Raw genomic sequence first — 24,925 nt, 5'->3', positions numbered from 1 at the left:
TTGCCGCGCTGCACCAAGGTGACGGGGCTGCGATCTTCGCTTATTCCTGCCAGCGGCGCTTTTGCCGCTGATTCGCTTACCGGGGGCCGCCACTGATCATGCGTCGATTGCTGATTGCCAGTCTATCCGCTTTCCTTGTCGGCTGTTCGACGGTGAGCTACAACTTTTCCGATGTCGCGCCGGCGTCCGGCGCCGCCGATGCGCCCCGGCAGGCTTCACTGCCCACCACGCCACGTGGCGGCTTGCGCTTCGGCGACACGGACCCGCACCCCTGGGAGGGCCGCGCGCCATGGCATTATTCCGTGCATGGCACCGATGTCGCCAAATACCAGGCGGAAATCGACTGGCGGGAAGTGCGCCGCAACCACATCTCCTTCGCCTTCATCAAGGCGACGGAGGGCGGCGATCGGGTCGATGACTACTTCTCCCGCAACTGGCTTGCCGCCCGCGTCGCCGGCATTCCGCGCGGCGCCTACCATTTCTATTATTTCTGCCGGCCGGCCATCGAGCAGGCGCGCTGGTTCATCCGCAACGTGCCACGCGACGCCTCGGCATTGCCGCCGGTGCTCGACATGGAGTGGAACCCGCAATCGCCGACCTGCAAACTGCGCCCGCCGGCCGAAACCGTACGCTCCGAAATGCGCATCTTCCTCGAAGCGGTCGAGCGCCACTACGGCAAGCGGCCGATCATCTACACCTCCGTCGATTTCTTCGATGACAACGATCTCAGCCGCTTCCACGGCTATCCGTTCTGGTTGCGCTCCGTCGCCGGTCATCCGAATGACAAATATTCCAACCACCCTTGGACGTTCTGGCAATACACCGGGACAGGCGTTGTTCCCGGCATCGACGGAAAGGCCGACATCAACGTCTTCAATGGCAGTGCCGGCACCTGGAAGAAGTGGCTCGCGGCCAATACCGGTCGGTGAAGCGGAAATTCGTAAGGAGAGTGCAAATGCACACGAAAACGATCGCGCTCGGCGCGCTGCTGGCCCTCGGCCCGACAACGATGGCGCAGGCCCAGCAATGCGGCGGCGATTTCACCGCCTGGCGTACTGCGGTCAAGGCCGAAGCGGCCAGTGACGGCATCGGCGAGCGCGGCCTGTCGGCGCTCGACGGCGCGCGGATCGATGACAAGGTCCTGCAGCGCGACCGCGCGCAGGGCGTCTTCAACCAGACGTTTACCGAATTCTCCGGCCGCATGATCAACGATTACCGGCTGAAGAACGGCGCCGCCAATCTGCGCAAATACGCCGACACCTTCGCCCGCGCCGGCAATGAGTTCGGCGTGCCCGGACCGGTCATCGCCTCGTTCTGGGCGCTGGAGACCGATTTCGGCGCCGTGCAGGGCGATTTCTCCACCCTCAACGCGCTGGCCACGTTGGCCCATGATTGCCGCCGTCCGGAAATCTTCCGCCCGCAGCTTGTCGCGCTCCTGCACCTGATCGACCAGGGCTGGGTCGGCGCCGACGTGACCGGCGCCTGGGCCGGCGAGATCGGCCAGATGCAGATGCTGCCCTCCGATTACTACTCGAAAGGCGTCGATGGCGACGGCGATGGCCGCGTCGACCTGAAGGGCAGCGCCCCCGACGCCATACTGACCGCCGCCAAGAACCTGCAATCGCTCGGCTGGAAGCCCGGCCAGCCCTGGCTGGAGGAAGTGCGCATCCCCGACCGGATGGCCTGGGAAAAAACCGGCCGCGTCAACAAGCTGCCGCGCTCGGAATGGGCAGCGATGGGCGTCACCCAGCGCGACGGCTCGCCGCTCGAGAACGACGCAATGCAGGCCGGCCTTGTCCTGCCGATGGGCTACAAGGGCCCGGCATTCCTCGCCTTCGACAATTACGACGTCTATCTGGAATGGAACCAGTCGCTCATCTACACACTGACAGCCGCCCATCTGGCCGCCCGGCTCGCCGGCGCGCCGCGCTTCGATGCCCGGTCGCCGGAACAGGGCCTGGCGCCCGAAGTAATGAAGCAGCTGCAGCAGAAACTCGCCGATCGCGGCCACGATGTCGGCAAGATCGACGGCATTCTGGGTGCGGGAACGCGTGGCGCGGTGCGCGCGGAACAGCTTCGCCTCGGCCTCCCCGCCGATGGCTGGCCGACGCCGACGCTGTTTTCCAACCTGTAGTTCTGCGGGTGCGAAGGGACGCCGCCTTAGTTCGTCCCTGCAAGATCAGAATCAACGATCGGCAGCGTCCGGCTTCGCCTCGCCATCGGCGGCTGGCTGTTGCGCCGTCTCCCGCGCCGCAGCAGCCCTTGCCGCCTTCTCCAGCGCCTTGCGCGCGCGCCATTTGCGCAGCGTCTTCCGCCCGGCGCGATAGCGCGCGCGAACCCACCACAAGCCCTCTCCGACATTTTCGATCTCGTCGGCGTAGGCTTCCGACAATGCCTCGCGGTAGGAAGAAAATCCCTTCGCCGCCACGTCCTCGATGCGGTGCATGACCGACATCCACGCGGGCGAGACCAGCAGTGAAATCGCCGTCACGGCGATCGCCAGGCGATAACTGTCCTGTCCGAGTGCGCCTGCCGAGAGCCCGGCCGCGGCCAGCACGAAGGAGAACTCGCCGATCTGCGCCATCGACAGGCCGCCGACCAGGGCCGTGTTGCGGTCATGCCCGGTGGCGCGCAGCAAGAACACGTTGAGCAGCGTCTTGGCCGCGATCACCACCAGCGCCGCCCCCAGCACGACCGACAGATTGTTCCAGATGTAGGAGAGATCGAACAACAGGCCGATCGACAGGAAGAACATGACGACCAGCACGCTCTGAATCGGCTCGATGACCGGGATAATGCGTGCCCTGAGCGTCGAATTGCCGACCAGTATGCCGGCGACGAACGCGCCGTAGGCCGGCGACAGGCCGAGAAAGCCCGACAGCGCCGCGGCGCCGAAACAGGCGCCCATGGCGCCAAGCGCCAGGATTTCCACATTGCCGGCGATCTGTTCGGTGAATGGCGCGCGCAGCTTGCCGCGACGCGCCAGCCACCACAGCAGCCAGGCGAGGAAACCGACAGCCAACGCCACCTTGGCCGCCACCGCAAACAGGCTCGCATCATTGCCGCCGAGCGCCGAGACGATGATCAGCATCGGCACCACGGCGATGTCCTGGGCGATCAGCACCGCGATGGCGATCCGGCCCGCATCGCCGCGCAACTCATCCATGTCGTCGAGCATCTTCATCGCCACGACCGTGCTCGACAGGCCGATGATGAAACCGAAGATCAGCCCTTCGGCCATTCCGGCGCCCGTCGCCCAGGCGATGGTGAAGCCGATGGCGAGCGCTACCGCCAATTGGCCCGTTGCCACCAGAACCGCGGGTCTCAGGCTCAGGATGAAGGCGCGCAGCGACAGTTCGATGCCGATGAAGAACAAGAGCATCAACACGCCCATCTCGGCCAGTGCCGTCACGCTGTCCGAACTGCCGATCAGGCCGAAGCCTGTCGGCCCGAGCACGACACCTGCGAGAATGAACCCCACCAGCGGCGGCTGCTTCAGGCGCATCAGCCCGAGGCCGAGCGCGACCGCCACCAGGATGACGAACGCCATTTCGGTCAGCGGGACGGCGTGCGCTTCTGCTTCCAATCTCTGATCCTTCCCCGTTCGCGGTCAGTCCGCCATGGTCTCCAGGCTGGCGAAACCCTCCGGCGCCTTCCCGGCGTCGAAGGGGGTGTTCACCTCGACGAACGTATCGGGATAGAAGCCGTTGAAACGGGTTCTAAGCGCCATGGAATAGGCGCCAATATGGCCGATTTCGATCCAATCGCCCGTATCCACCGTTTCCGGCAGCCAGAAGGGACGCGACAGGATGTCGACGGAATCGCATGTCGCCCCGCAAACGCGGAACGGCACGATCTTGCTCGCATCCCCATTGCGGTTGCGGATCGCCGGATCAGGAATGAACCGCGCCGGCAGCGTGATCTTGCCGGTCCACGAATCCGACAGCGAAGCCCAGATGCCGTCATTGATGTAGAGCCTGCGTCCCTTGCGCAGGAGCACACGGACGATCAGCGAAAAGGCGCGCGCGACGATCACCCGGCCCGGCTCCGCCACCAGGGGCATGTCGTCAAAACCCCATTCGGCGATGTCCTGGCGCAGCCGCGCCATCAGCGCGTCGAGCGTCGGCATGTCCGGCTTCTTGCGGTTCGGGTCGTGGCCGTACTCGGCGGGAAACCCGCCGCCCACATCGAGGCCGGCAAGCTCCACCCCGGCCCTGCCCCGCACCCAGTCGGCCGAGGCAAGCGCCCGCTCATAGGTGTCGGGATCCTGGATCTGCGAGCCGACATGGAAGCAAAGCCCCACCTTGTAGCCGTGCCGATCGAGCCGCTGCAGAAGCTCCACCGCCTGTGCCGGGCCGGCGCCGAACTTCTTCGACAGTTCATAGGCTGCATGGCCCTTGGTCTGGATGCGCACGAAGACGGTCAGGGTGCCGGGATCGATGTCGAGCGCCCGCACGACGCGCATCAGCTTGGCCACCTCGTCCTCGTGGTCGACGGCGATCACGCGGATGCCGTATTCCTCGAGCGCCAGGCGAATATCCGATTGCGCCTTGACCGGGTGCATGTAGAGCATCTCCGCCTTGGGCGCGACCGCGCGAACGGCGGCGAATTCGGCCGGCGAGGCCACATCGAAGGCGTCGACGCCGGCATCGGCCAGCGCCTTCAGCACCAGCGGCTCGCCATTGGTCTTCACCGCATAGGCGGTCTTGCCGGGGAATTCCCGCATGAAACCACGCGTATCGGCCGACAGAACGTCAGGCCGGAAGCAATAGACCGGCTGATCCGGCCGAAGCGTCAGGGCAACATCGCGGGCGGTCTCGAAAATCTGCATCTGCATCCCCGGTTGGCGCGCGCCACAGAACCCTTGAGCCTGGGCCGCACTCGGAAATACACCCCAGACACAAATCGGGTGGCCCGTTTCCCGGCAAAGGCGTATCTGGATGCCGGCGGCGCATTGATGCCGTCCAGACAGGAGGCATGCATGACCGCCCAAGCTGAAGCGCGGCCCGTGACCCAGCAGATGTCGCTGCAGAATTGGGCCCTGGTGATTCTCCTCGGCCTGGTCTGGGGCGGATCCTATTTCTTCGCCGGGATCGCCGTCGGCGAAATGCCTCCGCTCGTACTGGTGATGTTCCGTGTCGCCATCGCCGCCCTGCTGCTCCACCTTTGGCTTCTCCTGCGCGGCCCCTCGTTTCGCCTGGCCTTGCCGTTTGCCGGAAGCTTCTTTGTCCTGGCCATCCTCAACAACGTCATCCCCTTCTCGCTGATCTTTCTCGGCCAGACGCAGATCGGCGCCGGCCTGGCCTCCGTTCTCAACGCCACCACGCCCTTCTGGACGGCGATCCTTGCCAATCTTCTGACCGCCGACGAGAAACTGTCGGGCCGCAAGATCGTCGGCATCGCGTTCGGCATCGCCGGCACGGCCGTGATGATCGGCCCCGGCCTGATGGATGGTCTGGGTGGCCCGATCTGGGCGAAATTCGCCCTGGTCGGCGCCGCCTTCTCCTATGGTCTGGCCTTCATCTACGGCCGCCGATTCCGCGCCGTTCCGCCCCCTGTCATCGCCGCCGGACAGCTCACCGCGTCGAGCATCATCATGGTGCCGCTGGTCCTGGCGCTCTATGGCGCGGGCGGATTGTTCACCTTCAGCACGGGAGTCTGGGCGGCGGTGATCGCGCTGGCGGTCCTGTCGACCACATTCGCCTATCTGATCTACTTCCACGTGCTGGCGACGGCCGGCGCCACCAACGCCTCGCTCGTCACCTTCATCGTGCCGGTCAGCGCCATCCTGCTCGGCGCGGTCTTCCTTCACGAAAGGCTGGAAAGCTTCGAATTCGCCGGCATGGCGCTGATTGCCGTCGGCCTGGTCACCATCGACGGGCGTCTTCTGCAAAAGCGGTGACGGTATTTGCAGATGCGACTTTCGTCGAACTTGTTAACACAAAGTGAATCGGGCCGATTGCCGAGCAAATTCAATCGATACAACCCGGCTCGGGGCAATTTTTCCCCAATCCCGCCGCAGCGCAGCATAAAATCCGCTTGCCGCCGACGCCGTCACCACTAGAATCCATCATATTGGAAAGCAGAGGAGGCTTTGCCATGGGACTGACACGGCCTGTCAACGCACTGATGATTTGTGCGGCATTTGTTTTCATCGGCGCCCTTGTCATGGGCGTCCTTCCATAGGCTGAAATCGACGCAGCCACCGCAATCGGCAGCCGCGCAGAAGTTTGGATTTGGATGACGAAAAGGGCCGGATTTCCGGCCCTTTTTTCATTGGCGCGTTTGCAGTCAGGTGGAATGACCTGACTGCCGCAATGGGGAACAACCGACTATGCAGCCGCCGGCTGCACCTTGGCGTCGGTGCTGGCCGGCCGGATACCGATCATGTGGCAGACGGCGAAAGCCAGGTCGGCGCGGTTCATCGTGTAGAAATGAAACTCATCAACGCCGCGTTCGATCAGGTCGAGCACCTGTTCCGCCGCCACCGCCGAGGCCACCAGCGCATGGATTTGCGGCTCGTTGTCGAGCCCGGCGAAACGCTCGGCCAGCCAGGCCGGCACATGCGCGCCGCAGCGGCTGGCGAAATTGGCCACCTGGGCAAAATTATGCACCGGCTGGATGCCCGGCACGATCGGGATGTAGATACCGGCGCGCCGCACCCGCTCGACGTAACGCTCGTAAAGATCGTTGTCGAAGAAGAACTGCGTGATGGCCCGCGTCGCCCCATTGTCGACCTTGCGTTTCAGCATGTCGATGTCGGTGGCGAAATCGGGGCTTTCGGGATGTTTTTCCGGATAGGCGGCGACCGAAATGTCGAAATCGCCGTGCCGCCGCATGGCGCCGACCAGCTCCGCCCCGTTCGTGTAGCCGTCCGGATGCGGCTGGTAGGCCGCGCCCACGCCGGCACTCGGATCGCCGCGCAGCGCCACGAAGCGCCTGACGCCCAATGCGGCGAACTCGCCGATCACCTGGTCGACGGTCTCGCGCGAGGCATCGACGCATGTCATGTGGGCGGCCGGCGTCAGCCCGGTTTCCTCCAGAATGCGCCGCACCGTGCGCGCCGTGCGCTCGCGCGTCGAACCGCCGGCGCCATAGGTCACCGAAACGAAGTCCGGCGCCAGCGGCGCCAGCCGCGTCACCGTCTCCCACAGCCGCTCTTCCATCGCCTCGGTTTTCGGCGGGAAGAACTCGAACGACACCCGCAGCTTGCCGGCAATGTCGGGCCGGCGGGAAAAACGCGATTGCGACATCAAGCCGTCTCCTTCTGTGCGTCCGCCGGCACGGTGCCGTCGGCAATCTGAATGCGCCGGTCGCGGGCAAGCCACACCTTGACCGTCAGCCCCTTGTCGGCCTCGCCGCGCGGCGCGAATTCCATGACGTCGACCAGGTCCAGTTCCGCCTCGTCCAGCCATTCGGCAACCTGCCCGTCGGCCAGCCCCAGCCGCATATGGGCATGCTCCTCGCGCAGGAACTCATGGCCGTGCGGGGCGAAATCGACGATCAGCAGCCGCCCGCTTGGCCGCAAAAGCCGCGCCGCCTCGCGGATCGCCACGCCCGGCCGGTCGATGAAATGCAGCACCTGGTGGATCGTCACCAGATCGTGCGCGTCGCGCTCCACCGGCGGCGCGGCAATATCGCCCAGCCGCACCTGCGCATTGGCGATGCCGGCGCGCTCCAGATTGGCGCGCGCCACGGCCAGCATCTCGCGCGACAGGTCGATGCCGACGCCGCGCTGATAAAGCGGCGCGAACAGTTCCAGGAGACGCCCCGTTCCCGTGCCCAGATCGACCATCGACTGGAACGGCCGTTTGCCGACCAGTTTCCTCAGCCCTTCTTCCACCGCCTTGTCGGGCACATGCAGCGAGCGGATTTCATCCCAGCTCGCTGCATTGCGCGAAAAATACTCCGCCGCCCGCTCCTCGCGCCGCCGCTTGATGGCCGACAGCCGCTCGAGGTCCCGGTCGATCACGGGATCGGCCCGGTCGAGGCGCGCCACGACGCCCTCGACGAATTCGCGCGCCGCATCCATGTCCGACAGCCGGAAATAGGCCCAGGAACCCTCCTGGTAGCGGGCGATCAACTGCGCTTCGAGAAGCAGCTTCAAATGCCGCGAGACGCGCGGTTGCGACTGGCCGAGGATTTCGGTCAGGTCGGTGACCGTCAAATCGCCCTGCGACAGGAGCACGAGAATGCGCAGCCGGCTGGTTTCGGCCGCCGCCTTCAATGTGTCTACCATCTGGTCGAGTTGGATTGCCGGGCGCGTCAGCATGCGCTCCTCCTGATACATATAAAGATATGTTTATATCGTTTGCGCTTGTTTGGCAAGGCGGCGCGGGCCAGTCTGTGCGTGCTTGTCTTTCGAATCGCGCACAAAGGCCCGCCAGACATGAAACACCAGGCATGAAACGCGCCTCCACCGCACGACGCCGCGCCGTCGACAAGGCGTTGACCCTGCTTCTGCCCTGGGCGCCCTTCGCCGATGCCGAGGCGATCCGCACCGGCGCCGATGACCGCAAGCTGCGCACCCTGCCGCCGACCATCGCCGTCTGGCTGGCGACCGTCAGCCATGTGCGCCACGCGCACACGCAATACGACACCCTGCTTGGCGAAGGCTATGACCGTGACGCGGCACGCCATTTTGTCGTCGACGAGATCAACGCGGTCCTGACCCGCTGGCGCGCCACCCGCCTGCTGGACCCGGAGGCGGATGAAGTCGAAAGCGAGGTGTAGCACCCGTTGCGCCCCATCTGGCCCTATTTTTCACAACAGCCTCCGCTAGCCTGCCCCGATATTGGTGGAGGAACGCATGGACCAGCCGTCCCGCACGCGGACAAAGCCGCTTCCCGAGGTCGCCAAAGCGCACCGCGACCCGCACAATTACCCGCATGGCGTAGCCTTTCTCGACAGCCAGTATGTGCCGATGGCCGAAGCGAAGATTTCCGTTCTCGACTGGGGTTTTCTCCATTCCGACGCCACCTACGACACGGTGCATGTCTGGAACGGCCGCTTCTTCCGCCTCGACCTGCATCTCGACCGCTTCTTCGCCGGGCTCGGCAAGCTGCGCATGACGATCCCGCATGACCGCAACGCGGTGACCGAGATTCTGCACAATTGCGTCGCCCTCTCCGGCCATCGCGCCGCCTATGTCGAAATGCTGTGCACGCGCGGCGCATCGCCGACCTTCAGCCGCGATCCGCGCGACGCGGTCAACCGCTTCATGGCCTTCGCCGTTCCCTATGGTTCCGTCGCCAATGCCGAGCAGATGCAGCGCGGCCTGCATGTGGCCATCAGCGACAAGGTGCGCATCCCGCCCGCCTCCATCGACCCGGCCATCAAGAACTATCATTGGCTCGACCTGGTGCGCGGCCTGTTCGACGCCTATGACCGCAACGCCGAAACGGCGCTGATCCTCGACACGGAGGGCAATGTCGCCGAAGGGCCTGGCTTCAACGTCTTCGCCGTCAGGAACGGAGCGCTGACGACGCCGGCAATGGGTGTCCTGCCCGGCATCACGCGCCGCACCGTGTTCGACCTGGCTTTGGAACTCGGCGTCCCGGCGCAGGCGGCCCCGCTCCCGGTCGAAGTCCTGCGCACGGCCGACGAGGTGTTCATCACCTCGACTGCCGGCGGCATCATGCCGGTGACCGTCGTCGATGGCGACCCGATCGGCGACGGCGCACCAGGCCCGCTCACCCGGCGCCTGAAGGATCTGTATTGGGAAAAGCACGAGGACCCGGCCTGGTCGACGCCGGTCCATTATCCGTGAGCGCGTCTCACATCATGCGCATCAGCGCGCCGCCGATCGAGTAGCCCGCCCCGAAGGCGCACAGAAGGCCGTGTTCCCCGGCCTTCATGTCCTCGTGGTTTTCCTTCAGCGCGATGATGGCGCCGGCGGCGGCCGTGTTGCCCAGCCGGTCGAGCACCATCGGCGCGCGGTCGTGCCCGACCTCGCCGCCGAAGGCGAGCTTGAGGATCATCGCATTCATGCGCGCATTGGCCTGGTGCAGCCAGAAACGGCGCATGCTCTCGGGCGTGTGTCCATGCTCGGCCAGGAAATCGACGATGAACTTGTGCCCGGCAACGGTGACGTCCTTGAACACCTTGTTGCCGTTCTGCTTGATGAGGTTGCCTTCCAGGTCGAGATAGGAAGGGTCGTCCTGCGCCAGCCGGCTGATGAAGCCGAAATTGGTGCGGATGTTGTTGGAAAACTGCGTCCAGCTGCTCGTATCGACGATCTCGAAACAGCCGGGCCGCTCCTCGTTCGCCCCCAGCGCTTCGATCAGCACCGCCACCGAGGCGTCGCCGAAGATGAAATGCGTCTGCCGGTCGCGGAAATTCAGATGCGCCGTGATCAGTTCCGGCGTCACCACCAGCACGCGCCGATGCGCGCCCGCCTTGACCAGATTGGTCGCCACATGCAGGCCGGCCAATGCCGAGGAACAGCCGAGCCCCATGTCGAAGCCGGCGCCGCTCGTGCCCAGCGCTTTCTGGATTTCGATGGCGATGGCCGGATAGGGCCGCTGGTGATGCGCCGAGGCGCAGATGACCAGATCGACATCCTTGGCCGCGACGTCCGCATGGTCGAGCGCCTTTTGCGCCGCGGCAACGCCGAACTCGGCCATCACCGACAGATCGTCATCGCCGCGCGCCGGAATGATCGGCGCCATGCGTTTCGGATCGAGAATGCCCTCGCGCTCGTAGACATGGCGGCGCTTGATGCCGGACGCGTGCTCGATGAAGGCGGCATCGGATTTCGCCAATGGCGGCAGACCCTTGACCTCGCGGCGCGGATTCTCGGCATCGACCCAGGCGTTGAAGCTCTCGACCAATTCTTCATTGGAGATCGACGTCTCCGGGATCTCGACGCCGATACCCCCGACGCACACACGCGTCATCGCATTGGAATGGTGCATTGCGAAATCGGAGACCTCGCGCTCGCTTGTGCGCCGTAACATGGTCCGTACCCGTGTTTGCCTCAAAGCGGGTTTACGCCGTGCGCAAGCAGAGTCAAGACAACACCCCGCTTACCCCGTTCACGGCGTAATACTAACCGTAACACCCTAAGAGAATACGAACGCCGGAAAAATGACAGCGTAGAACGTTTAGAGCGCCGTGCGTCCATTCGGACGCACGGCGCTCCATCTTCTTGTTTTTCCGCATTTATGCGGACGTCAGGTGAAACCACCTGACTGCAAAATGCTTTAGCGCGTCAGCCGCTTATACGTCACCCGCTTCGGATTGACGCTGTCCGGCCCCAGGCGCCGGATCTTGTCCTGTTCGTAATCCTCGAAATTGCCCTCGAACCATTCCACATGGCTCTCGCCCTCGAAGGCCAGCATGTGCGTCGCCAGCCGGTCGAGGAACATGCGATCGTGGCTGATGATGACGGCGCAGCCGGCGAAGTTCTCCAGCGCATCTTCCAGCGCCGCCAGCGTTTCGGTGTCCAGATCGTTGGTCGGTTCGTCGAGCAGCAGGACGTTGCCGCCCTCCTTCAGCAACTTGGCCATGTGGACGCGGTTGCGCTGGCCGCCCGAAAGCGTGCCGACCTTCTGCTGCTGGTCGCCGCCCTTGAAGTTGAACGACGAGCAATAGGCGCGGCTGTTCACCTCGTGCTTGCCGAGCTTGATGATGTCGTTGCCGCCGGAAATCTCTTCCCAGACCGTTTTGTTCGGGTCGAGCGAATCGCGGCTCTGGTCGACATAGCCGAGCTTGACCGTCTCGCCGACGCGGATTTCGCCGCCATCGGGCTTGTCCTGGCCGGTGATCATGCGGAACAGCGTCGTCTTGCCGGCGCCGTTCGGGCCGATCACGCCGACGATGCCGCCGGGCGGCAGCTTGAACTCCAGATCGTCGATCAGCAGACGATCGCCATAACCCTTGGCCAGACCATCGGCCTCGATCACCACATTGCCGAGCCGCTCGCCCGACGGGATGACGATCTGCGCATCGCCGGGCCTGCGGTCGGCCGCCGACTGCACCAATTCGTCATAGGCGCGGATACGCGCCTTCGACTTCGCCTGGCGCGCCTTCGGGCTTGCCGCCATCCATTCGCGCTCGCGCTCCAGCGCCTTCTGGCGCGAGGCCTCCTCGCGGCCTTCCTGCGTCATGCGCTTGGACTTGGCCTCCAGATAGGCGGTGTAATTGCCCTCGTAGGGAATGCCGCGGCCGCGATCGAGCTCGAGGATCCAGCCCGTGACATTGTCCAGGAAGTAGCGATCGTGGGTGATGATCATCACGGCGCCGGGATATTCGCGCAGGTGCTTTTCCAGCCACGCCGTGGTCTCGGCGTCGAGATGGTTGGTCGGCTCGTCGAGCAGAAGCAGGTCCGGCTGGCGCAGCAGAAGCTGGCACAGCGCCACGCGGCGCTTCTCGCCGCCCGACAGATTGTCGATGGTCGCGTCACCCGGCGGGCAGCGCAGCGCTTCCATCGCCATTTCCACCTGGCTCTCGAGATCCCAGAGGTTCTGGCTGTCGATCTGGTCCTGCAGCGCGGATGCCTCGTCGGCCGTCTCGTCGCTGTAGTTCATCATCAGTTCGTTGTAGCGGTCGAGGATCGCCGTCTTGGCGGCCACGCCCTCCATCACATTGCCCATGACGTTGAGCGCCGGGTCGAGCTGCGGCTCCTGTGGCAGGTATCCGCAGGTCGCCCCGTCGGCCAGCCACGCCTCGCCGGTGAACTCCTTGTCGAGGCCGGCCATGATGCGCAGAACGGTCGATTTGCCGGCGCCGTTCGGCCCCAGAATGCCGATCTTGGCGTCGGGATAGAAGGAGAGATGGACGTTCTCCAGAACCTTCTTGGCCCCATACGCCTTGTTGAGACCGGCCATGTGATAGATGAATTGGCGTGCCACGAAAAACCCCGCGCTGTGGTGTCGGTTGTCGCGGGCTATGTAGGCGAAACCGGCGCGGGCGGCAATGCGCAGGACCGGCCTTTTCCAATGCCGGCCCGCGATCGCGGCGTCACCCGCCGTCAGGGCTTCATATATGTGTAGCCCTGCTGTTGCAGATAGCTGATCTCGGCAACACCCGATGGCACGATCTCGTCCTCGAAAACCTCGAACAGATCGGTCTCGTAGTTCATCTCGCGGCCCTGCAGCGTGTTGTCGCAGACGAGGAAGGCGACGTTCTGCGTCTTCAGGCTCGTCACCTCCGACTGCAGCGTCTGGTCCGTCGTGGCCGCCTTCAGAAGATTGATGCCATTGCCGTGCATCACCACCTTCACCTCGATCTTGTCGCGCCCGACGGCGTTGATCTGGTTCTGGATGTTGCGCAGCGCGCCCTTGTAGTACTTGCTGCCCTCGCCGCCATCCTGGTTGATGTGATAGACGACCTTCTGCGGTCCGTAGCGGTCGTTTTCCTCGGCGTGAGCGACAGACAGAACGGCGAAAATCGCGGCGGCACAGGCGAGTGCGAAGCGCTTCAGCATGAAATTTCCTCCCGGAATGTGGGTGCATGAAAACAGGCGCCGACCGACGCCCACGCCGAAAACTAACACGAAACCCGAACATGCATTCAAGCATCCTTATGTTCAGATATGTGGCGCCAATGGAAATTTTCTTTCCCGGCCGGCCGCCTTCTGAAACAACTGTCCCGGAGTTTGGCGGCAACGGGGGCTGGCATGGGGTTCGAGGAAAACACTGTGCTTTCGAGCCCCACCGGCGCTGAACTCCACCTGCTGCACCGCGCGCCCGCAGCCGCCGCGCGCGCCGTGGTGCAGATCAATCACGGTCTCGCCGAGCATGCCGCCCGCTATGGACGCTTCGCCGATTGTCTCGCCGGGCACGGCTTCCATGTCTACGCCCATGACCATCGCGGCCACGGCCGCACCCGGGCACCGGGCGCGCCGCTCGGTCATTTCGGTCCCAAGGCCGGCGCGAAGACGTTGCTCGCCGACGTTCTGGCCGTGCACGATTTCATTGCCGAGACGCATCCCGGGCTGCCGGTGATCGTCTTCGGCCATTCCATGGGCGCCATGATCGCCCTGAATTTCGCCCTGCGCCATGCCGGCCGCATCGCCGGCGCGGCAGTCTGGAACGCGCCGTTGGCGACCAGGCTGGAGGCTGTGGCCGGCAAGGCGGTGCTTGCCTGGGAACGGTTTCGCCTCGGCTCCGACGTGCCTTCGCGTCTCCTGCCGAAACTGACCTTCCGCGCCTGGGCAGGCGCCTTCCCCGAGCGTCGTACGGATTTCGACTGGCTGTCGCGCGACGAAGCCGAGGTGGACAAATACATCGCCGATCCCCTGTGCGGCTGGGACGCCTCCGTCGGGGTCTGGACGGCCCTGTTCGACCTCAGCCTTCTGGCCGCCGACGCCGCCCCCTACCGTGCCGCTCGCCAGGATCTTCCGTTCCAGCTCGCCGGCGGTGGAGCGGATCCGTCGACGCGCCGGGGCAGCCTCGTCCTGGCGCTCGAACGGCGCCTGCGCCGACACGGCTTTTCGAATCTGCAAACAAGGATTTACGCCGAAACCCGCCACGAAACCTTGAACGAGCTCAATCGCGACGAGGCGATGGAGGATTTCGTCGCCTGGGCCGAAAAAATCATCGGTTGATGCCAAAATAATGCGCGCTGCGCGTCTGGCCGGCACGCGGGCCGTTTGCTACTCAAAGTCGGCGTTTCTTTTGCTGAAATTTCGTTTGGAGGGCTGCAGGAAACCATGGCTAACCCACCCTTGAAGGGCATTCGCGTCATCGAACTGGCGCGCATCCTGGCCGGTCCATGGGCAGGCCAGTTGCTCGCCGATCTCGGCGCCGACGTCATCAAGGTGGAAAACCCCGATGGCGGCGACGACACCCGCAAATGGGGGCCGCCCTTCGTCGAGGGCGAGGATGGTGAGAACCTGTCGGCCGCCTACTACCATTCGTGCAATCGCGGCAAGCGCTCCATCGCGCTGGATTTCTCAAAACCCGACGAAGCCGAAAAGCTCAAAAAGCTGATCGCCACAGCCGATGTGCTGATCGAGAACTTCAAGCTTGGCGGCCTGAAGAAATACGGCCTCGACTATGACAGCCTGAAGGCGCTCAATCCGCGCCTCGTCTATTGCTCGATCACCGGCTTCGGCCAGACCGGCCCCTACGCGCCGCGCGCCGGCTACGACTTCATCATCCAGGGCATGGCCGGCCTGATGTCGATCACCGGCGCGCCCGATGGCGAGCCGCAGAAGGTCGGCGTCGCCGTCAGCGACATCTTCACCGGCCTCTATTCCGTCATCGCCATCCAGGCGGCACTTCGCCACGCGGAGGTGACCGGCGAAGGCCAGCAGATCGACATGGCGCTGTTCGACACGCAGATTTCCGTGCTCGGCAACCAGAACCTCAACTACCTCGTCTCCGGCCAGTCGCCCGTCCAGATGGGCAACGCCCATATGAACATCGCCCCTTATGAGGTGCTGCCGGTCAAGGACGGGCACATCATCCTCGCCGTCGGCAATGACGGGCAGTTCCAGCGCTTCTGCGCCATCGCCGGGCTCGATGCCTTGCCTACGGATTCCCGCTTCGCCACCAATCCGGCGCGCGTGGAAAACCGCGCCGCCTTGCGTGCGGTCCTGGTCGAGCGCCTGTCCTCCTGGGAGAAAGCATCTTTCCTCGCCGCCTGCGACGCAAACGCCGTGCCGGCCAGCCCCATCAACACGATCGGCGAGATGTTCGCCGATCCGCAGACCGTGGCGCGGGGCATGCAAATGGCGCTCGACGACGGACGCGGCAACGCGCTCCCGTCCGTGCGCGCGCCGATGGTGATGTCCCGAACGCCGCTCGCCTACGGGCGCCCCAGCCCACGGCTTGGCGAACACACGGCAGAAATCTTGGGTGAAATCCTGCGCGAAATCGGAGAAGACGAACAATGAAAACCGGCGGCCAGCTCATCGTCGATTGCCTCGAGGCCAACGGCGTCGAACGCGTTTTCAGCGTGCCGGGCGAAAGCTATCTGGCGGTCCTCGACGCGCTGCACGATTCGAACATCCGCAACATCGTCTGCCGCCAGGAAGGGGGCGCTGCAATGATGGCCGATTGCGAGGGGCGCCTGACCGGCCGCCCCGGCATCTGCTTCGTCACGCGCGGCCCCGGCGCCACCAATGCCTCGCCCGGCATTCACATCGCCATGCAGGATTCGACGCCGATGATCCTGTTCATCGGCCAGGTGGCAAGCCACGCCCGCGAACGCGAGGCGTTTCAGGAAGTCGATTATCGCGCCTTTTTCGGCCCCATCGCCAAATGGGCGACCGAGATCGACGACGCGGCCCGCATTCCCGAAATCCTCACCCGCGCCTTCTCGGTTGCCACTTCGGGCCGCCCCGGTCCGGTGGTGATCTCGCTGCCGGAAGACATGCTGACCAGCATCGTCGAGGCGCCCGCCCCAAGACCTTACACGCCGGTGGAAACCCGCCCCGGCGCCGCCGAGATGGAAGAACTGGCGGCATTCCTCAAAACGGCCAAACGCCCCTTCGTCATCCTTGGCGGATCGCGCTGGAATGAAACGGCTGTCGCCGATTTCCAGAAGGCGGCCGAGGCGTGGTCCTTGCCCGTCGGCTGCTCCTTCCGCCGCCAGATGCTGTTCGATCACCTGCACCCCTGCTACGCCGGCGATGTCGGCATCGGCCCGAGCCCGACGCTTGCCGACGCCGTCAGGCAGGCCGATCTTCTGTTGCTCGTCGGCGGCCGTTTCAGCGAAATGCCGTCCTCCGACTACACACTGATGAAGAGTCCCTATCCGGAGCAGAAGCTGGTTCACGTGCATGCCGACGCCGACGAACTTGGCCGGGTTTACCGCCCCACCCTGGCGATCAATGCATCGGCGGCGGCATTCGCCGAGGCCTTCGCCGCGCTGCCCGCCGGCGGCAGTCCGTGGTCCGCTGAAACCAAGCGTCTGCACGAGGCCTATCTCGATTGGTCGACGCCGCCGCAGACCGGCCCGGGCGATGTGCAGATGGGGCCGATCATGGCTTATCTGGAAACGGTGTTGCCGGAAGACGCGATCATCACCAACGGCGCCGGCAACTACGCCACCTGGGTGCATCGCTTCCACCGTTTCCGCCGCTTCGCCACGCAGGGCGCGCCGACCTCCGGTTCGATGGGCTATGGCACGCCGGGCGCCGTCGCCGCCAAGGCGCTGTTTCCCGAACGCCAGGTGATCGCCTTTGCCGGCGACGGCTGCTTCGGCATGAACGGCCAGGAATTCGCCACGGCCGTCCAGTACGGGCTGCCGATCATCGTCATCGTCGTCAACAACGGCATTTACGGCACGATCCGCATGCACCAGGAGCGCGAATATCCAGGCCGCGTCTCCGGCACCAGCATCCGCAATCCCGATTTCGCAGCCCTTGCCCGCGCCTATGGCGGCCATGGCGAGACGGTGGAGAAAACCGCCGACTTCGCCGCGGCCTTCGAGCGCGCCCGGGCCAGCGGCATGCCGGCGATCATCGAGATCAAGCTCGATCCCGAGGCGATCACCCCGGCAAGAACGCTGAGCGATATCAGGGAGCGGCGTTGAAAGCGGAGGGCGCCATCGCCGCGGCATGGATACCCGGCTCAGGGGCCGGGTATGACGAGTTGTAGGGAGGTCGATGCAAGCCACCACGGTCTGCGATTGACATCCGTGCCCCTGCCCTTCGTCACCCTCCGGCCCCGACCCGAGGGTCCATGCCGGAACGGCTGACCATCATCCGCCGCCCGCCTCAAGCCGCGTCGAAATCGAGCACCAGTCTGTGCGCCGTCGGTCGGGTCTGGCAGGCGAGCGTGAAGCCCGCCTCCACTTCCCACGGCTCCAGCGAGAAATTGACGGCCATCTCGGAAGCGCCCTCCACCACGCGGCAACGGCACGTGCAGCACATGCCGCCGGCGCATGAGTACGGCAACTCGATGCCGGCCTTGTGTGCCGCGTCGAGCACCGTTCCATCGGCATCCTGCATGGCGAAACTGCGCCGGACGCCGTCGAGCACCACTTCGATCGCCACGCCTTCCTGAACCGCTTCCCGCACGGCCTTCGAGGCCTTGCGCGGCGCCGGCGCCTCGCCCGACGGCGTGAACCGCTCGAAACGGATGCGGTCGCGCGCGACACCCATCGTCGCAAGCGCCACCGACACGTCGTCGATCATCTCGCCCGGGCCGCACAGGAACACGCCGTCGGCCTCCGCGGGCGCGATCAGCCCGCCAGCGGCCAACGCCGTCACACGGGCCCCATCGACGCGGCCGTTGAACAGGTCCACGTCCTGCGCCTCGCGCGACAAGAGATGGATCAGCGTGAAACGGCCCATATAGCGATCCTTGAGATCGTTCAGCTCCTCCAGGAACATGATCGTCTCGGTCGAGCGGTTGCCGTAGACCAGCGTGATCGTGCTGCCCTTCTCATGGGCGAGCACCGTGCGGGCAATCGACAGCATCGGCGTTATGCCGGAGCCGGCGGCAAACAGCAGATAGTCGTGCCGCTCGCCCTTCAGCGCCGTGAAACGGCCTTGCGGCGGCATCACGCGGATCGTGTCGCCGACCGCGAGCTGTTCGTTGACGAAGGTCGAGAAGCGCCCGTCCGCCACCTGTTTCACGCCGACGCGCAGATGCGGCTCGCCCGGTGCCGAGCAGATCGAATAGGAGCGCCGCGCCTCCTGGCCGTCGATGTCCGTCGCCAGCGTCAGATATTGCCCCGGCACAAAGGCAAAGGTCTCCGCGTGATCGGCTGGCACCTCGAAGGCGATCGCCACCGCATCCGGCGTCTGTCGTTCGATGCCGATAACCTTCAAATCGTGAAAACGCGGAGCCATGCTCACCTCAGATGCATTTGAAATAGTCGAATGGCTCGTGGCAGGCCTCACAGCGATACAGCGCCTTGCAGGCCGTCGAGCCGAATTCGGAGATGCGCGCGGTCTCAACCGAGCCGCAACGCGGGCACGCGACTTCCGTCTCGCCAAAAAGGGCGCGGATCGTGTTGGACGCCTTGGCCGGCGGCGCGATGCCGTAGGCGCGAAGCTTCTCGCGGCCTTGTGCGGTGATCCAGTCGGTCGTCCAGGCCGGTGAAATCACGCGCTCCACCCGCGCCTCGAAACCCGCCTCGCGCAATGCGGCTTCCACCGCCAGCTCGATGGCCAGCACCGCCGGGCAGCCCGTATAGGTGGGCGTGACGCGCGCCACCACTGTTTCGCCGTCCATTTCGACCGAGCGCAGGATACCCAGATCCTCGATGGTGATGGCCGGGATTTCCGGATCGACGACGGCGGCGGCGGCGCGGTAGGCACGCTCACACGCATCCTTCGCGCCCTTACCCCCCTTGAGGGGGAGATGGCCGGCAGGCCAGAGGGGGGTGCGCCGGAGCGCAATCTTCTCAATGGTCCCCATCACCAAGCCGCTCCAGGATAGCTGCGCTGCATGAACTGCAGGTCGGCCAGGAGATAGCCCATCGCCTCGCCGTGCATGCCCTTCCGGCCGCCGGTCTGCCCGTAAGGCACGTCCGCCCAGTCGAGCCCGGCTTCGGCGAAGATCGGCCCGACGATGGCGTCGAACGCCGGCCGCAACGCCGCCGGGTCCGCCGCGATTCCCGCCTCCGCCATGGCCGCCGTCACATCGTCGCTCTCGAACAATTCGTCGACATAGGGCGCCAGCGCCTCGACGGCTGCCTTCATCCGCCGCGTGCTTTCCTCCGTGCCGTCGCCCAGCCGCACCACCCACTCGCCCGCATGGCGGATGTGGTAGGCGACTTCCTTTACGGCCTTGGCGGCAATGCCGGCCAGCGCTTCATCGGAGGATGAAAGCATGGCCTGCCAGGCCGGCTCCATGAAGGCGGCGAAATAGAGCTGACGCAGCATGGTGTGGGCGAAATCGCCGTTTTCGCGCTCGGCCATCAGGCAGTTGGAAAATTCGCGCTCGCGGCGCAGATAGGCAAGCTGGTCTTCGTCGCGTCCCGCGCCTTCCACCGTCGCGGCATACTGATAGAGCGCGCGCGCCTGGCCGAGCAGGTCGAGCGCCATGTTCGGCATGGCGAGATCTTCCTCCAGCATCGGCGCATGGCCGCACCATTCCGACAGCCGGTGCCCGAGCACCAGATGGTCGTCGGCAAGCCTGAGCAGGAAGGCCGTCAGCGCCTGACGCGAAACGGTCGAAGCGCCGGCCATCACATATGCCCCACATCGTCCGGGATCTCGTAAAAGGTCGGGTGGCGATAGACCTTCGACAGCGACGGCTCGAAATTCTCGTCCTTGTTTTCCGGATCGGACGCGGTGATCGCCGAGGACGGCACGACCCAGATGGAGGTGCCCTCGCCGCGCCGCGTGTAGACGTCGCGCGCCGCCTGCAGCGCCATCACCTCGTCGGCGGCATGCACCGAGCCGCAATGCTTGTGCGCGAGCCCGTTGCGCGGGCGGATGAAAACTTCCCAAAGGGGAATCAGATTCTTGCTCATGTCGTTCACTCCGCCGCCATTCTTGCCGCCTCACGGCGGGCTTTTCGCTTTCGCGCATGCGCCAGCGCAGCCTCGCGCACCCAGGCGCCTTCGTCCCAGGCCTTCTGCCGGGCGGCGATGCGCTCGCGGTTCATCGGCCCGCCGCCCTTCACCACACGCCAGAACTCGTCCCAGTCGATGGCGCCGAAATCGTAGCCGCCCTTGTCCTCGTTCCACTTGAGGTCCGGGTCGGGGAAGGAAAGCCCGATGAACTCGCCCTGCGGCACGGTTGCATCGACGAATTTCTGCCTGAGCTCGTCATTGGTGAAGCGCTTGATCTTCCACTTCATCGACTGGTCGCCATGCTGGCTGTCGGTGTCGGACGGGCCGAACATCATCAGCGACGGCCACCACCAGCGGTTCAGCGCGTCCTGTGCCAGTTCCTTCTGTTCCGCCGTGCCGCGCGCCAGATGCATCATGATCTCGTAGCCCTGGCGCTGGTGGAAGCTCTCCTCCTTGCACACGCGGATCATGGCCCGCGCATAAGGCCCATAGGAGCAGCGGCAGAGCGGGATCTGGTTCATGATCGCCGCCCCGTCGACCAGCCAACCGATGGCGCCGATATCGGCCCAGGTCAGCGTCGGATAATTGAAGATCGACGAATACTTCGCCTTGCCCGAAAGCAGCTCCTCGGTCATCTCCTCGCGCGAAACGCCCAGTGTCTCGGCCGCCGAATAGAGATAGAGCCCGTGGCCACCCTCGTCCTGCACCTTGGCCAGAAGCGCGGCCTTGCGGCGCAGCGACGGCGCGCGGGTGATCCAGTTGCCCTCCGGCAGCATGCCGACGATCTCCGAATGCGCGTGCTGGCCGATCTGGCGGATCAGCGTGCGGCGATAGCCTTCCGGCATCGGGTCGTTCGGCTCAATCTTCTCCTCGGCATCGATGCGCGCCTGGAAGGCGGCGAGAAACGCCTCGTCTTCCGTCGTCTCGGTCTTGGCGCCGATAAGCCCTTGGCTGTACATCGCTTCTCCTCCATGCTCCGGCGTGGCTGTGACCCGCACGCCTGATATGTAACAAAAATCACTAAATAATGCAATATTTCGTAACACATTTATCGACGCAACGGAGGGGACATGACTGAGACCATCACGCCGGACGCTGCGCTGGAAGCAGCGCGCGACACGCTGCAAAGCGTGTTCGCGCCCTGGATCAACGCGCTTCATCTTGAAGTGCTGTCAGCGGATGTCTCGGGCGCTGATTTCCGCCTGCCGGAGAACCGCGACCTTGCCCATGTGGGCGGCGTCATCTGCGGCCAGGCGACGGCGTCGGCCGCCGACACCTGTGCGGTGGCGGCACTCGCCGCCGCCAACGGCCGCTTCCGCGTCTGCACGACGGTCGACATGACGACGCATTTCATGCGGCCGCTGAAACCCGGCCCGGTGGAAATCCGCGTCGATATCCTGTCGAACGGCCGGCGCATGGCCTATCTGCGCGTCGAGATGCGCGCCCAGGGCGACACCCGCATCGCCTTCACGGCGACAGGGGCCTACGCGTATCTGGATGGATGAGTGGCGCGAGCGGACGCAATCGGTGTCCAGACGCGGGGATAAATCCGAACCAGATTTCTCCCCATTGGGCTGCTGCCGGCTTTCTGAACACACAGCTGAGCTAGCGTAGCTTGCACATCGAACTCGACCAGGCCGTGTCGAATGCCTTCACCGATTGGAGTGGTTTCGCGGAAGAAGCAATCGCCGAGCTGAGCTTCAACCCGGTTCGTAGCACCCCTCCTCCAACGCCCTGAGCATCCCAAGCGCATCGCCAGATTGCGGATAGCCCGTCTGGGTGGCAACCTTCTCTAGCACTCTGCGCGAGCACTCTGCGCGCCTGCGTACCGTGAACGGCCAGCGTATGGATCGCCGCTTTCAGGCGCACCTGGATGTTCTTGTGCGTATAGAGGACTGAAAGGGCGCTCCGCCCGTCTCCCGGGCGCCGCTTCAATTCCTGCACCACCTGCATCATCTGGTCGAAAAGCCGGTTAAGGCGCCGCGTGTCGAGATCGAGTTCTGCTTCATACTGAGCGGTGCAGATTTCCGCAAAGAGGGAGACAAGCCGTTCGGTAGACAGCGTTTCAAAGTCTTTCGGATTCATGGCTTCAGAACCCCTTTATCAATCATAACCTTCAGCCCCATCTGGTACCTTTCTTCCCACGATTTCTCACGAAGGTACTCCTGCGGCGTAAGGCTGCCAAAATGGCCGATTGCCGGTTTTTCGCTGAACAGCGCTTCAGAATCATTCCCGTCCTACCCCTTCAGGCCCAGGGGCCGAATCTCTGCGCTTGTTCGCTCGACCTCACAAGGCTATTCGCCAGAAGACAGACCGCCATCCATGACCCACAATCCCATGCCTGCGTCTCCGGCCTGCGGATTGTGTCCAGACGCAGCTATCTCTTCCATCAGAGCTCTGGCGCGTTGATAGTTTAGATCTCGCGTCGCCCTCGCCGCATTGAGCCGCACCTGCATATCAGGGTGGTCGTAAAGGGCGAAGAGCACCCGTCTTTCGTCTCCGGGCCGTTCTTCCAGTGCGCGCTCGATCTGCTTTTTCTCACCAAATAATCTGTTGAACCTGGAAACTTCATTGCCGAGCAATGCATGATCCTGCTCGATCCCGATTTCAATGAAACGCTCGATAAGGCGTTCGGTTTGTGCGGTGCGAATGTCACGCAGTTTCATGGGGCCAGCACTCCGAATTTCCGTAGGGCAAAGAGACCAACACTTTGACGCTCCTCCCAACTCTTGCCCCGAAGATACTCTCTTGGCGTGACGTTGCCAAAATCCTCGTTGATGGTTCCATACCACCCCGTAATCTCCCAGTGCCTGTAGCGCGGAAGGAGCACCTTGTTGTCGATGTTTTCCCTCATAACTTCGGGAAAACCGTCACGCCGCGCAGGCGTTTTCTCGACGATGTGATGGATGTCGTAACCGGGCCTGCGCGCAATTGCTCGGCGCTTGAGCTCAATCAGCGATCTTGGCTCATCGAAGTAAGAGCGAATCGTATGGCCGGCCTCGTTTGCAAGCCAGCCAAGGCGAGCCAGGATGATGACCTTGCGTGACGTCGGCAACCCTTTGAGATATCTCGCCACCGATCGCCCGATGCGATTGCGCTCCCGTGTATTGGTTGGGCGCGTCTCAGGTACTTCAGGTGGATTGCCGTCATCATCCAAACCCACAAGGAGCAAGCCAGGTTTCGTTCTGCCTAAAGAACCGCCCGATCCTTCCCCGAACCGTATCCAGCGTCCCCCTTGCGGTTGCCCGCGCGGTATACGTGGTTGGCTGGGGTTAAAGTTTGCTCTGATTTCCAGAAGATTCTGCAAACGCAGTGCTTGCATCAGAAACGAAGCTTCGGCCAGCTTGGCGATCAGCCCCGTCCTCGCGTCGGCCGACATCGGCCCATATGCATCGACTTTCATCATCACCACCTGCCATCACAGGCGCAATGATGAGGCCGCTCTCGCCGGCGGGGATAAAATATTCGACAGAACTTTTACTTCATGGCGTGCGTCCAGGAATACTTCCGGAAAACCACTATTCTATGGGCTGGAAACACAGTGCCGGGGAAAATGACATTCCCGCTTCATCCCCGCCCTCACCCCAAAAACAACCCCTCCAGAAACCGCGCCGCGTCCTCGAAACGCACCTCGCCGCCTTCGCCCATCGCAATTTCGCCGATGACGATCAGCCCCGTCTGCGTGTCGCAGAACCTATTCTGCGCGACGAAGATCATGGGCGGCGAAAGAAGATCAAAGCCTTGAGTCGCAAGATTCCCCCTAGAGAGCACGCCCTGCGTGCGGCGTCCTCTCCCAACCAGCTCCCGCGCACCGTCAGCGGCGCCTACGCCGCGCCACGATGAAGGGCCGGTCGTCCCCGCCTCTCGTCGCGTGCCATTCAACGGCGCGGATCTCGAAGCCGGCCTCTTCCAAATGCGCGTGCAGTTCCTCCAGCCGGAACACCGTCACGTGAGGCGCCATGCCCACCGCCCGCATCGCCGGCAAGAGCACCCAGCGAAGCAGCGGGTTCATGTCCCTGAGACAGGGTGTCTTGGAGACGAAAATGCCCTCCTCCGCAAGCAAGGCGTGGATGCTGCGCAACGTGCCAGCCAGATCACGAACAAGATGGAGATAGTTGAAGCCCAGAACGGCGTCGAACCGCTCGGCCTCGGTCGCCAGCTCCTCCGCCGTTGCCACGCGAAATGCGGGCGCTGGCCCGCCCCCGGACGCCGAGCTCCTGCCCTCGGCGATGCCGATCATCTTGGCGGAAATGTCCGTCGCCAGATAGCGCCGCACGCCGCCAGCCAGCCGAAGCGCCGTCGTCCCGGTGCCGCAACCGAGTTCCAGAACGCGGTCGTCCGCGCCGAGCAATGCCGCCGTCCGCTCCAGCGTCCGCTCGTATCCGGCTGCGTCGGCAACGGCCGACCGGGCGTATCGTCGTGAAGTCCGGTCCCAGAATCGAGCATCGCTCGTTGCGCTCATGGTCAAAATCTCCTTGTGCGACACGGCCTAACATATGCA

Annotated in this window: 27 protein-coding genes; 9 read left to right on the top strand and 18 right to left on the bottom strand. The window is 64.2% G+C overall.

Going from position 1 to position 24,925, the window contains the following annotated elements; genetic code table 11:
* Positions 1-98: 98 nt before the first annotated feature.
* Both AB843_RS17215 and AB843_RS17210 read left to right on the top strand, forming a co-directional pair.
* Complete coding sequence (locus AB843_RS17215; protein WP_048648114.1) at positions 99-929, top strand: glycoside hydrolase family 25 protein; 831 nt, start codon at positions 99-101, stop codon at positions 927-929.
* Positions 930-955: 26 nt separating this feature from the next.
* Entirely contained in the window at positions 956-2,134 is a 1,179-nt protein-coding gene (locus AB843_RS17210; protein WP_048648113.1) for a lytic murein transglycosylase, read from the top strand.
* Positions 2,135-2,185: 51 nt separating this feature from the next.
* Here the strand turns inward: AB843_RS17210 and AB843_RS17205 are convergent, their stop codons facing one another.
* Together AB843_RS17205 and AB843_RS17200 are read right to left on the bottom strand one after the other, a co-directional pair.
* The gene (locus tag AB843_RS17205) at positions 2,186-3,586 is read right to left on the bottom strand and encodes a cation:proton antiporter (RefSeq protein WP_048648112.1); all 1,401 of its coding nucleotides are present in this window, start codon (positions 3,584-3,586) and stop codon (positions 2,186-2,188) included.
* Between the two features lie 24 nt (positions 3,587-3,610).
* A complete protein-coding gene (locus AB843_RS17200; protein WP_048648179.1) occupies positions 3,611-4,831 on the bottom strand; it encodes an alanine racemase in 1,221 nt (406 codons plus the stop codon).
* A 150-nt stretch (positions 4,832-4,981) separates the two neighbouring features.
* Between AB843_RS17200 and AB843_RS17195 the strand changes: the two genes are divergently transcribed.
* Positions 4,982-5,902 (top strand): DMT family transporter, encoded by a 921-nt coding sequence (locus tag AB843_RS17195; protein WP_048648111.1) that lies wholly within the window; start codon positions 4,982-4,984, stop codon positions 5,900-5,902.
* Positions 5,903-5,972: 70 nt separating this feature from the next.
* Here AB843_RS17195 and AB843_RS25665 read toward each other — a convergent pair whose 3' ends face one another.
* From AB843_RS25665 to AB843_RS17185, 3 genes are all read right to left on the bottom strand, one after another.
* Complete coding sequence (locus AB843_RS25665; protein WP_157384542.1) at positions 5,973-6,170, bottom strand: hypothetical protein; 198 nt, start codon at positions 6,168-6,170, stop codon at positions 5,973-5,975.
* Between the two features lie 162 nt (positions 6,171-6,332).
* Positions 6,333-7,253, bottom strand: a complete 921-nt coding sequence (gene metF, locus AB843_RS17190; protein WP_048648110.1) for a methylenetetrahydrofolate reductase [NAD(P)H] — start codon at positions 7,251-7,253, stop codon at positions 6,333-6,335.
* Positions 7,253-8,272: an ArsR/SmtB family transcription factor gene (locus tag AB843_RS17185; RefSeq protein WP_048648178.1), complete on the bottom strand. Its 1,020-nt coding sequence runs from the start codon at positions 8,270-8,272 to the stop codon at positions 7,253-7,255. Before AB843_RS17185 ends, metF begins: the two co-directional genes overlap by 1 nt.
* Positions 8,273-8,403: 131 nt before the next feature.
* On the opposite strand from AB843_RS17185, the gene AB843_RS17180 reads away from it, so the two are divergent.
* Both AB843_RS17180 and AB843_RS17175 read left to right on the top strand, forming a co-directional pair.
* A complete protein-coding gene (locus AB843_RS17180; protein ID WP_048648109.1) occupies positions 8,404-8,733 on the top strand; it encodes a DUF2293 domain-containing protein in 330 nt (109 codons plus the stop codon).
* Positions 8,734-8,809: 76 nt separating this feature from the next.
* Positions 8,810-9,769 carry a D-amino acid aminotransferase gene (locus tag AB843_RS17175; RefSeq protein WP_048648177.1) on the top strand — a complete coding sequence of 320 codons (960 nt, stop codon included), beginning with the start codon at positions 8,810-8,812 and terminating at the stop codon, positions 9,767-9,769.
* Between the two features lie 7 nt (positions 9,770-9,776).
* Here the strand turns inward: AB843_RS17175 and AB843_RS17170 are convergent, their stop codons facing one another.
* The 3 genes from AB843_RS17170 to AB843_RS17160 form a co-directional block, all read right to left on the bottom strand.
* Positions 9,777-10,898, bottom strand: coding sequence for a beta-ketoacyl-ACP synthase III (locus AB843_RS17170; protein ID WP_048648176.1), 1,122 nt, complete (start codon positions 10,896-10,898; stop codon positions 9,777-9,779).
* A gap of 306 nt (positions 10,899-11,204) precedes the next feature.
* A complete protein-coding gene (ettA, locus tag AB843_RS17165) occupies positions 11,205-12,854 on the bottom strand; it encodes an energy-dependent translational throttle protein EttA (protein ID WP_048648108.1) in 1,650 nt (549 codons plus the stop codon).
* A 119-nt stretch (positions 12,855-12,973) separates the two neighbouring features.
* Positions 12,974-13,429: a DsrE family protein gene (locus AB843_RS17160; RefSeq protein WP_048648107.1), complete on the bottom strand. Its 456-nt coding sequence runs from the start codon at positions 13,427-13,429 to the stop codon at positions 12,974-12,976.
* 192 nt (positions 13,430-13,621) lie between these two features.
* On the opposite strand from AB843_RS17160, the gene AB843_RS17155 reads away from it, so the two are divergent.
* The 3 genes from AB843_RS17155 (at position 13,622) to AB843_RS17145 (ending at position 17,487) form a co-directional block, all read left to right on the top strand.
* Complete coding sequence (locus AB843_RS17155) at positions 13,622-14,551, top strand: alpha/beta fold hydrolase (RefSeq protein ID WP_048648106.1); 930 nt, start codon at positions 13,622-13,624, stop codon at positions 14,549-14,551.
* Between the two features lie 105 nt (positions 14,552-14,656).
* Positions 14,657-15,844 carry a CaiB/BaiF CoA transferase family protein gene (locus AB843_RS17150; protein WP_048648105.1) on the top strand — a complete coding sequence of 396 codons (1,188 nt, stop codon included), beginning with the start codon at positions 14,657-14,659 and terminating at the stop codon, positions 15,842-15,844.
* Entirely contained in the window at positions 15,841-17,487 is a 1,647-nt protein-coding gene (locus tag AB843_RS17145; RefSeq protein WP_048648104.1) for a thiamine pyrophosphate-binding protein, read from the top strand. Before AB843_RS17150 ends, AB843_RS17145 begins: the two co-directional genes overlap by 4 nt.
* Positions 17,488-17,671: 184 nt before the next feature.
* On the opposite strand, the gene paaE is transcribed toward AB843_RS17145, so the two are convergent.
* Genes paaE through paaA form a run of 5 tightly spaced genes read right to left on the bottom strand, consistent with a single transcriptional unit; the run spans position 17,672 to position 21,383 of the window.
* The gene (gene paaE / locus AB843_RS17140; RefSeq protein ID WP_048648103.1) at positions 17,672-18,751 is read right to left on the bottom strand and encodes a 1,2-phenylacetyl-CoA epoxidase subunit PaaE; all 1,080 of its coding nucleotides are present in this window, start codon (positions 18,749-18,751) and stop codon (positions 17,672-17,674) included.
* A 7-nt stretch (positions 18,752-18,758) separates the two neighbouring features.
* Positions 18,759-19,325 carry a 1,2-phenylacetyl-CoA epoxidase subunit PaaD gene (paaD, locus tag AB843_RS17135; RefSeq protein ID WP_048648175.1) on the bottom strand — a complete coding sequence of 189 codons (567 nt, stop codon included), beginning with the start codon at positions 19,323-19,325 and terminating at the stop codon, positions 18,759-18,761.
* Positions 19,322-20,095 carry a 1,2-phenylacetyl-CoA epoxidase subunit PaaC gene (gene paaC / locus AB843_RS17130; RefSeq protein WP_082143876.1) on the bottom strand — a complete coding sequence of 258 codons (774 nt, stop codon included), beginning with the start codon at positions 20,093-20,095 and terminating at the stop codon, positions 19,322-19,324. The genes paaD and paaC overlap by 4 nt, the downstream gene beginning before the upstream one ends.
* On the bottom strand, positions 20,095-20,382 hold the full coding sequence (gene paaB, locus AB843_RS17125; RefSeq protein WP_048648101.1) for a 1,2-phenylacetyl-CoA epoxidase subunit PaaB: 288 nt from the start codon (positions 20,380-20,382) through the stop codon (positions 20,095-20,097). The genes paaC and paaB overlap by 1 nt, the downstream gene beginning before the upstream one ends.
* A 5-nt stretch (positions 20,383-20,387) precedes the next feature.
* Complete coding sequence (gene paaA / locus AB843_RS17120) at positions 20,388-21,383, bottom strand: 1,2-phenylacetyl-CoA epoxidase subunit PaaA (protein WP_048648100.1); 996 nt, start codon at positions 21,381-21,383, stop codon at positions 20,388-20,390.
* A gap of 111 nt (positions 21,384-21,494) precedes the next feature.
* Between paaA and AB843_RS17115 the strand changes: the two genes are divergently transcribed.
* Entirely contained in the window at positions 21,495-21,929 is a 435-nt protein-coding gene (locus AB843_RS17115) for a PaaI family thioesterase (protein ID WP_048648099.1), read from the top strand.
* Between the two features lie 100 nt (positions 21,930-22,029).
* On the opposite strand, the gene AB843_RS17110 is transcribed toward AB843_RS17115, so the two are convergent.
* The 5 genes from AB843_RS17110 to AB843_RS17095 form a co-directional block, all read right to left on the bottom strand.
* On the bottom strand, positions 22,030-22,509 hold the full coding sequence (locus AB843_RS17110) for a DUF2019 domain-containing protein (RefSeq protein WP_048648098.1): 480 nt from the start codon (positions 22,507-22,509) through the stop codon (positions 22,030-22,032).
* Between the two features lie 209 nt (positions 22,510-22,718).
* Complete coding sequence (locus AB843_RS17105) at positions 22,719-23,090, bottom strand: DUF2019 domain-containing protein (protein ID WP_048648097.1); 372 nt, start codon at positions 23,088-23,090, stop codon at positions 22,719-22,721.
* Entirely contained in the window at positions 23,087-23,830 is a 744-nt protein-coding gene (locus tag AB843_RS25660; RefSeq protein ID WP_157384541.1) for a hypothetical protein, read from the bottom strand. The genes AB843_RS17105 and AB843_RS25660 overlap by 4 nt, the downstream gene beginning before the upstream one ends.
* Before the next feature lie 173 nt (positions 23,831-24,003).
* Positions 24,004-24,141, bottom strand: a complete 138-nt coding sequence (locus AB843_RS25655) for a hypothetical protein (RefSeq protein ID WP_157384540.1) — start codon at positions 24,139-24,141, stop codon at positions 24,004-24,006.
* Positions 24,142-24,238: 97 nt separating this feature from the next.
* On the bottom strand, positions 24,239-24,886 hold the full coding sequence (locus AB843_RS17095) for a class I SAM-dependent methyltransferase (protein WP_048648174.1): 648 nt from the start codon (positions 24,884-24,886) through the stop codon (positions 24,239-24,241).
* Positions 24,887-24,925 lie beyond the last annotated feature (39 nt).

This window comes from Nitratireductor soli, from assembly GCF_001050155.1.
Lineage (GTDB): Bacteria > Pseudomonadota > Alphaproteobacteria > Rhizobiales > Rhizobiaceae > Nitratireductor > Nitratireductor soli.
This window is presented reverse-complemented; position numbering and strand designations above follow the sequence as displayed.

What these genes read in the sequence shown, in the direction of transcription:
- AB843_RS25660 (WP_157384541.1), bottom strand. Translation starts at nt 23,830, where the DNA reads ATGATGAAAGTCGATGCATATGGGCCGATGTCGGCCGACGCGAGGACG.
- AB843_RS17170 (WP_048648176.1), bottom strand. Translation starts at nt 10,898, where the DNA reads ATGACGCGTGTGTGCGTCGGGGGTATCGGCGTCGAGATCCCGGAGACG.
- AB843_RS25655 (WP_157384540.1), bottom strand. Translation starts at nt 24,141, where the DNA reads ATGATCTTCGTCGCGCAGAATAGGTTCTGCGACACGCAGACGGGGCTG.
- paaB (WP_048648101.1), bottom strand. Translation starts at nt 20,382, where the DNA reads ATGAGCAAGAATCTGATTCCCCTTTGGGAAGTTTTCATCCGCCCGCGC.
- AB843_RS17180 (WP_048648109.1), top strand. Translation starts at nt 8,404, where the DNA reads ATGAAACGCGCCTCCACCGCACGACGCCGCGCCGTCGACAAGGCGTTG.
- AB843_RS17145 (WP_048648104.1), top strand. Translation starts at nt 15,841, where the DNA reads ATGAAAACCGGCGGCCAGCTCATCGTCGATTGCCTCGAGGCCAACGGC.
- paaC (WP_082143876.1), bottom strand. Translation starts at nt 20,095, where the DNA reads ATGGCCGGCGCTTCGACCGTTTCGCGTCAGGCGCTGACGGCCTTCCTG.
- AB843_RS17185 (WP_048648178.1), bottom strand. Translation starts at nt 8,272, where the DNA reads ATGCTGACGCGCCCGGCAATCCAACTCGACCAGATGGTAGACACATTG.
- AB843_RS17115 (WP_048648099.1), top strand. Translation starts at nt 21,495, where the DNA reads ATGACTGAGACCATCACGCCGGACGCTGCGCTGGAAGCAGCGCGCGAC.
- AB843_RS17195 (WP_048648111.1), top strand. Translation starts at nt 4,982, where the DNA reads ATGACCGCCCAAGCTGAAGCGCGGCCCGTGACCCAGCAGATGTCGCTG.
- AB843_RS17105 (WP_048648097.1), bottom strand. Translation starts at nt 23,090, where the DNA reads ATGAAACTGCGTGACATTCGCACCGCACAAACCGAACGCCTTATCGAG.
- metF (WP_048648110.1), bottom strand. Translation starts at nt 7,253, where the DNA reads ATGTCGCAATCGCGTTTTTCCCGCCGGCCCGACATTGCCGGCAAGCTG.
- AB843_RS17210 (WP_048648113.1), top strand. Translation starts at nt 956, where the DNA reads ATGCACACGAAAACGATCGCGCTCGGCGCGCTGCTGGCCCTCGGCCCG.
- AB843_RS17150 (WP_048648105.1), top strand. Translation starts at nt 14,657, where the DNA reads ATGGCTAACCCACCCTTGAAGGGCATTCGCGTCATCGAACTGGCGCGC.
- AB843_RS17160 (WP_048648107.1), bottom strand. Translation starts at nt 13,429, where the DNA reads ATGCTGAAGCGCTTCGCACTCGCCTGTGCCGCCGCGATTTTCGCCGTT.
- AB843_RS17200 (WP_048648179.1), bottom strand. Translation starts at nt 4,831, where the DNA reads ATGCAGATTTTCGAGACCGCCCGCGATGTTGCCCTGACGCTTCGGCCG.
- AB843_RS17215 (WP_048648114.1), top strand. Translation starts at nt 99, where the DNA reads ATGCGTCGATTGCTGATTGCCAGTCTATCCGCTTTCCTTGTCGGCTGT.
- AB843_RS17095 (WP_048648174.1), bottom strand. Translation starts at nt 24,886, where the DNA reads ATGAGCGCAACGAGCGATGCTCGATTCTGGGACCGGACTTCACGACGA.
- AB843_RS17110 (WP_048648098.1), bottom strand. Translation starts at nt 22,509, where the DNA reads ATGAATCCGAAAGACTTTGAAACGCTGTCTACCGAACGGCTTGTCTCC.
- paaE (WP_048648103.1), bottom strand. Translation starts at nt 18,751, where the DNA reads ATGGCTCCGCGTTTTCACGATTTGAAGGTTATCGGCATCGAACGACAG.
- AB843_RS17155 (WP_048648106.1), top strand. Translation starts at nt 13,622, where the DNA reads ATGGGGTTCGAGGAAAACACTGTGCTTTCGAGCCCCACCGGCGCTGAA.
- paaA (WP_048648100.1), bottom strand. Translation starts at nt 21,383, where the DNA reads ATGTACAGCCAAGGGCTTATCGGCGCCAAGACCGAGACGACGGAAGAC.
- AB843_RS17175 (WP_048648177.1), top strand. Translation starts at nt 8,810, where the DNA reads ATGGACCAGCCGTCCCGCACGCGGACAAAGCCGCTTCCCGAGGTCGCC.
- AB843_RS25665 (WP_157384542.1), bottom strand. Translation starts at nt 6,170, where the DNA reads ATGACAAGGGCGCCGATGAAAACAAATGCCGCACAAATCATCAGTGCG.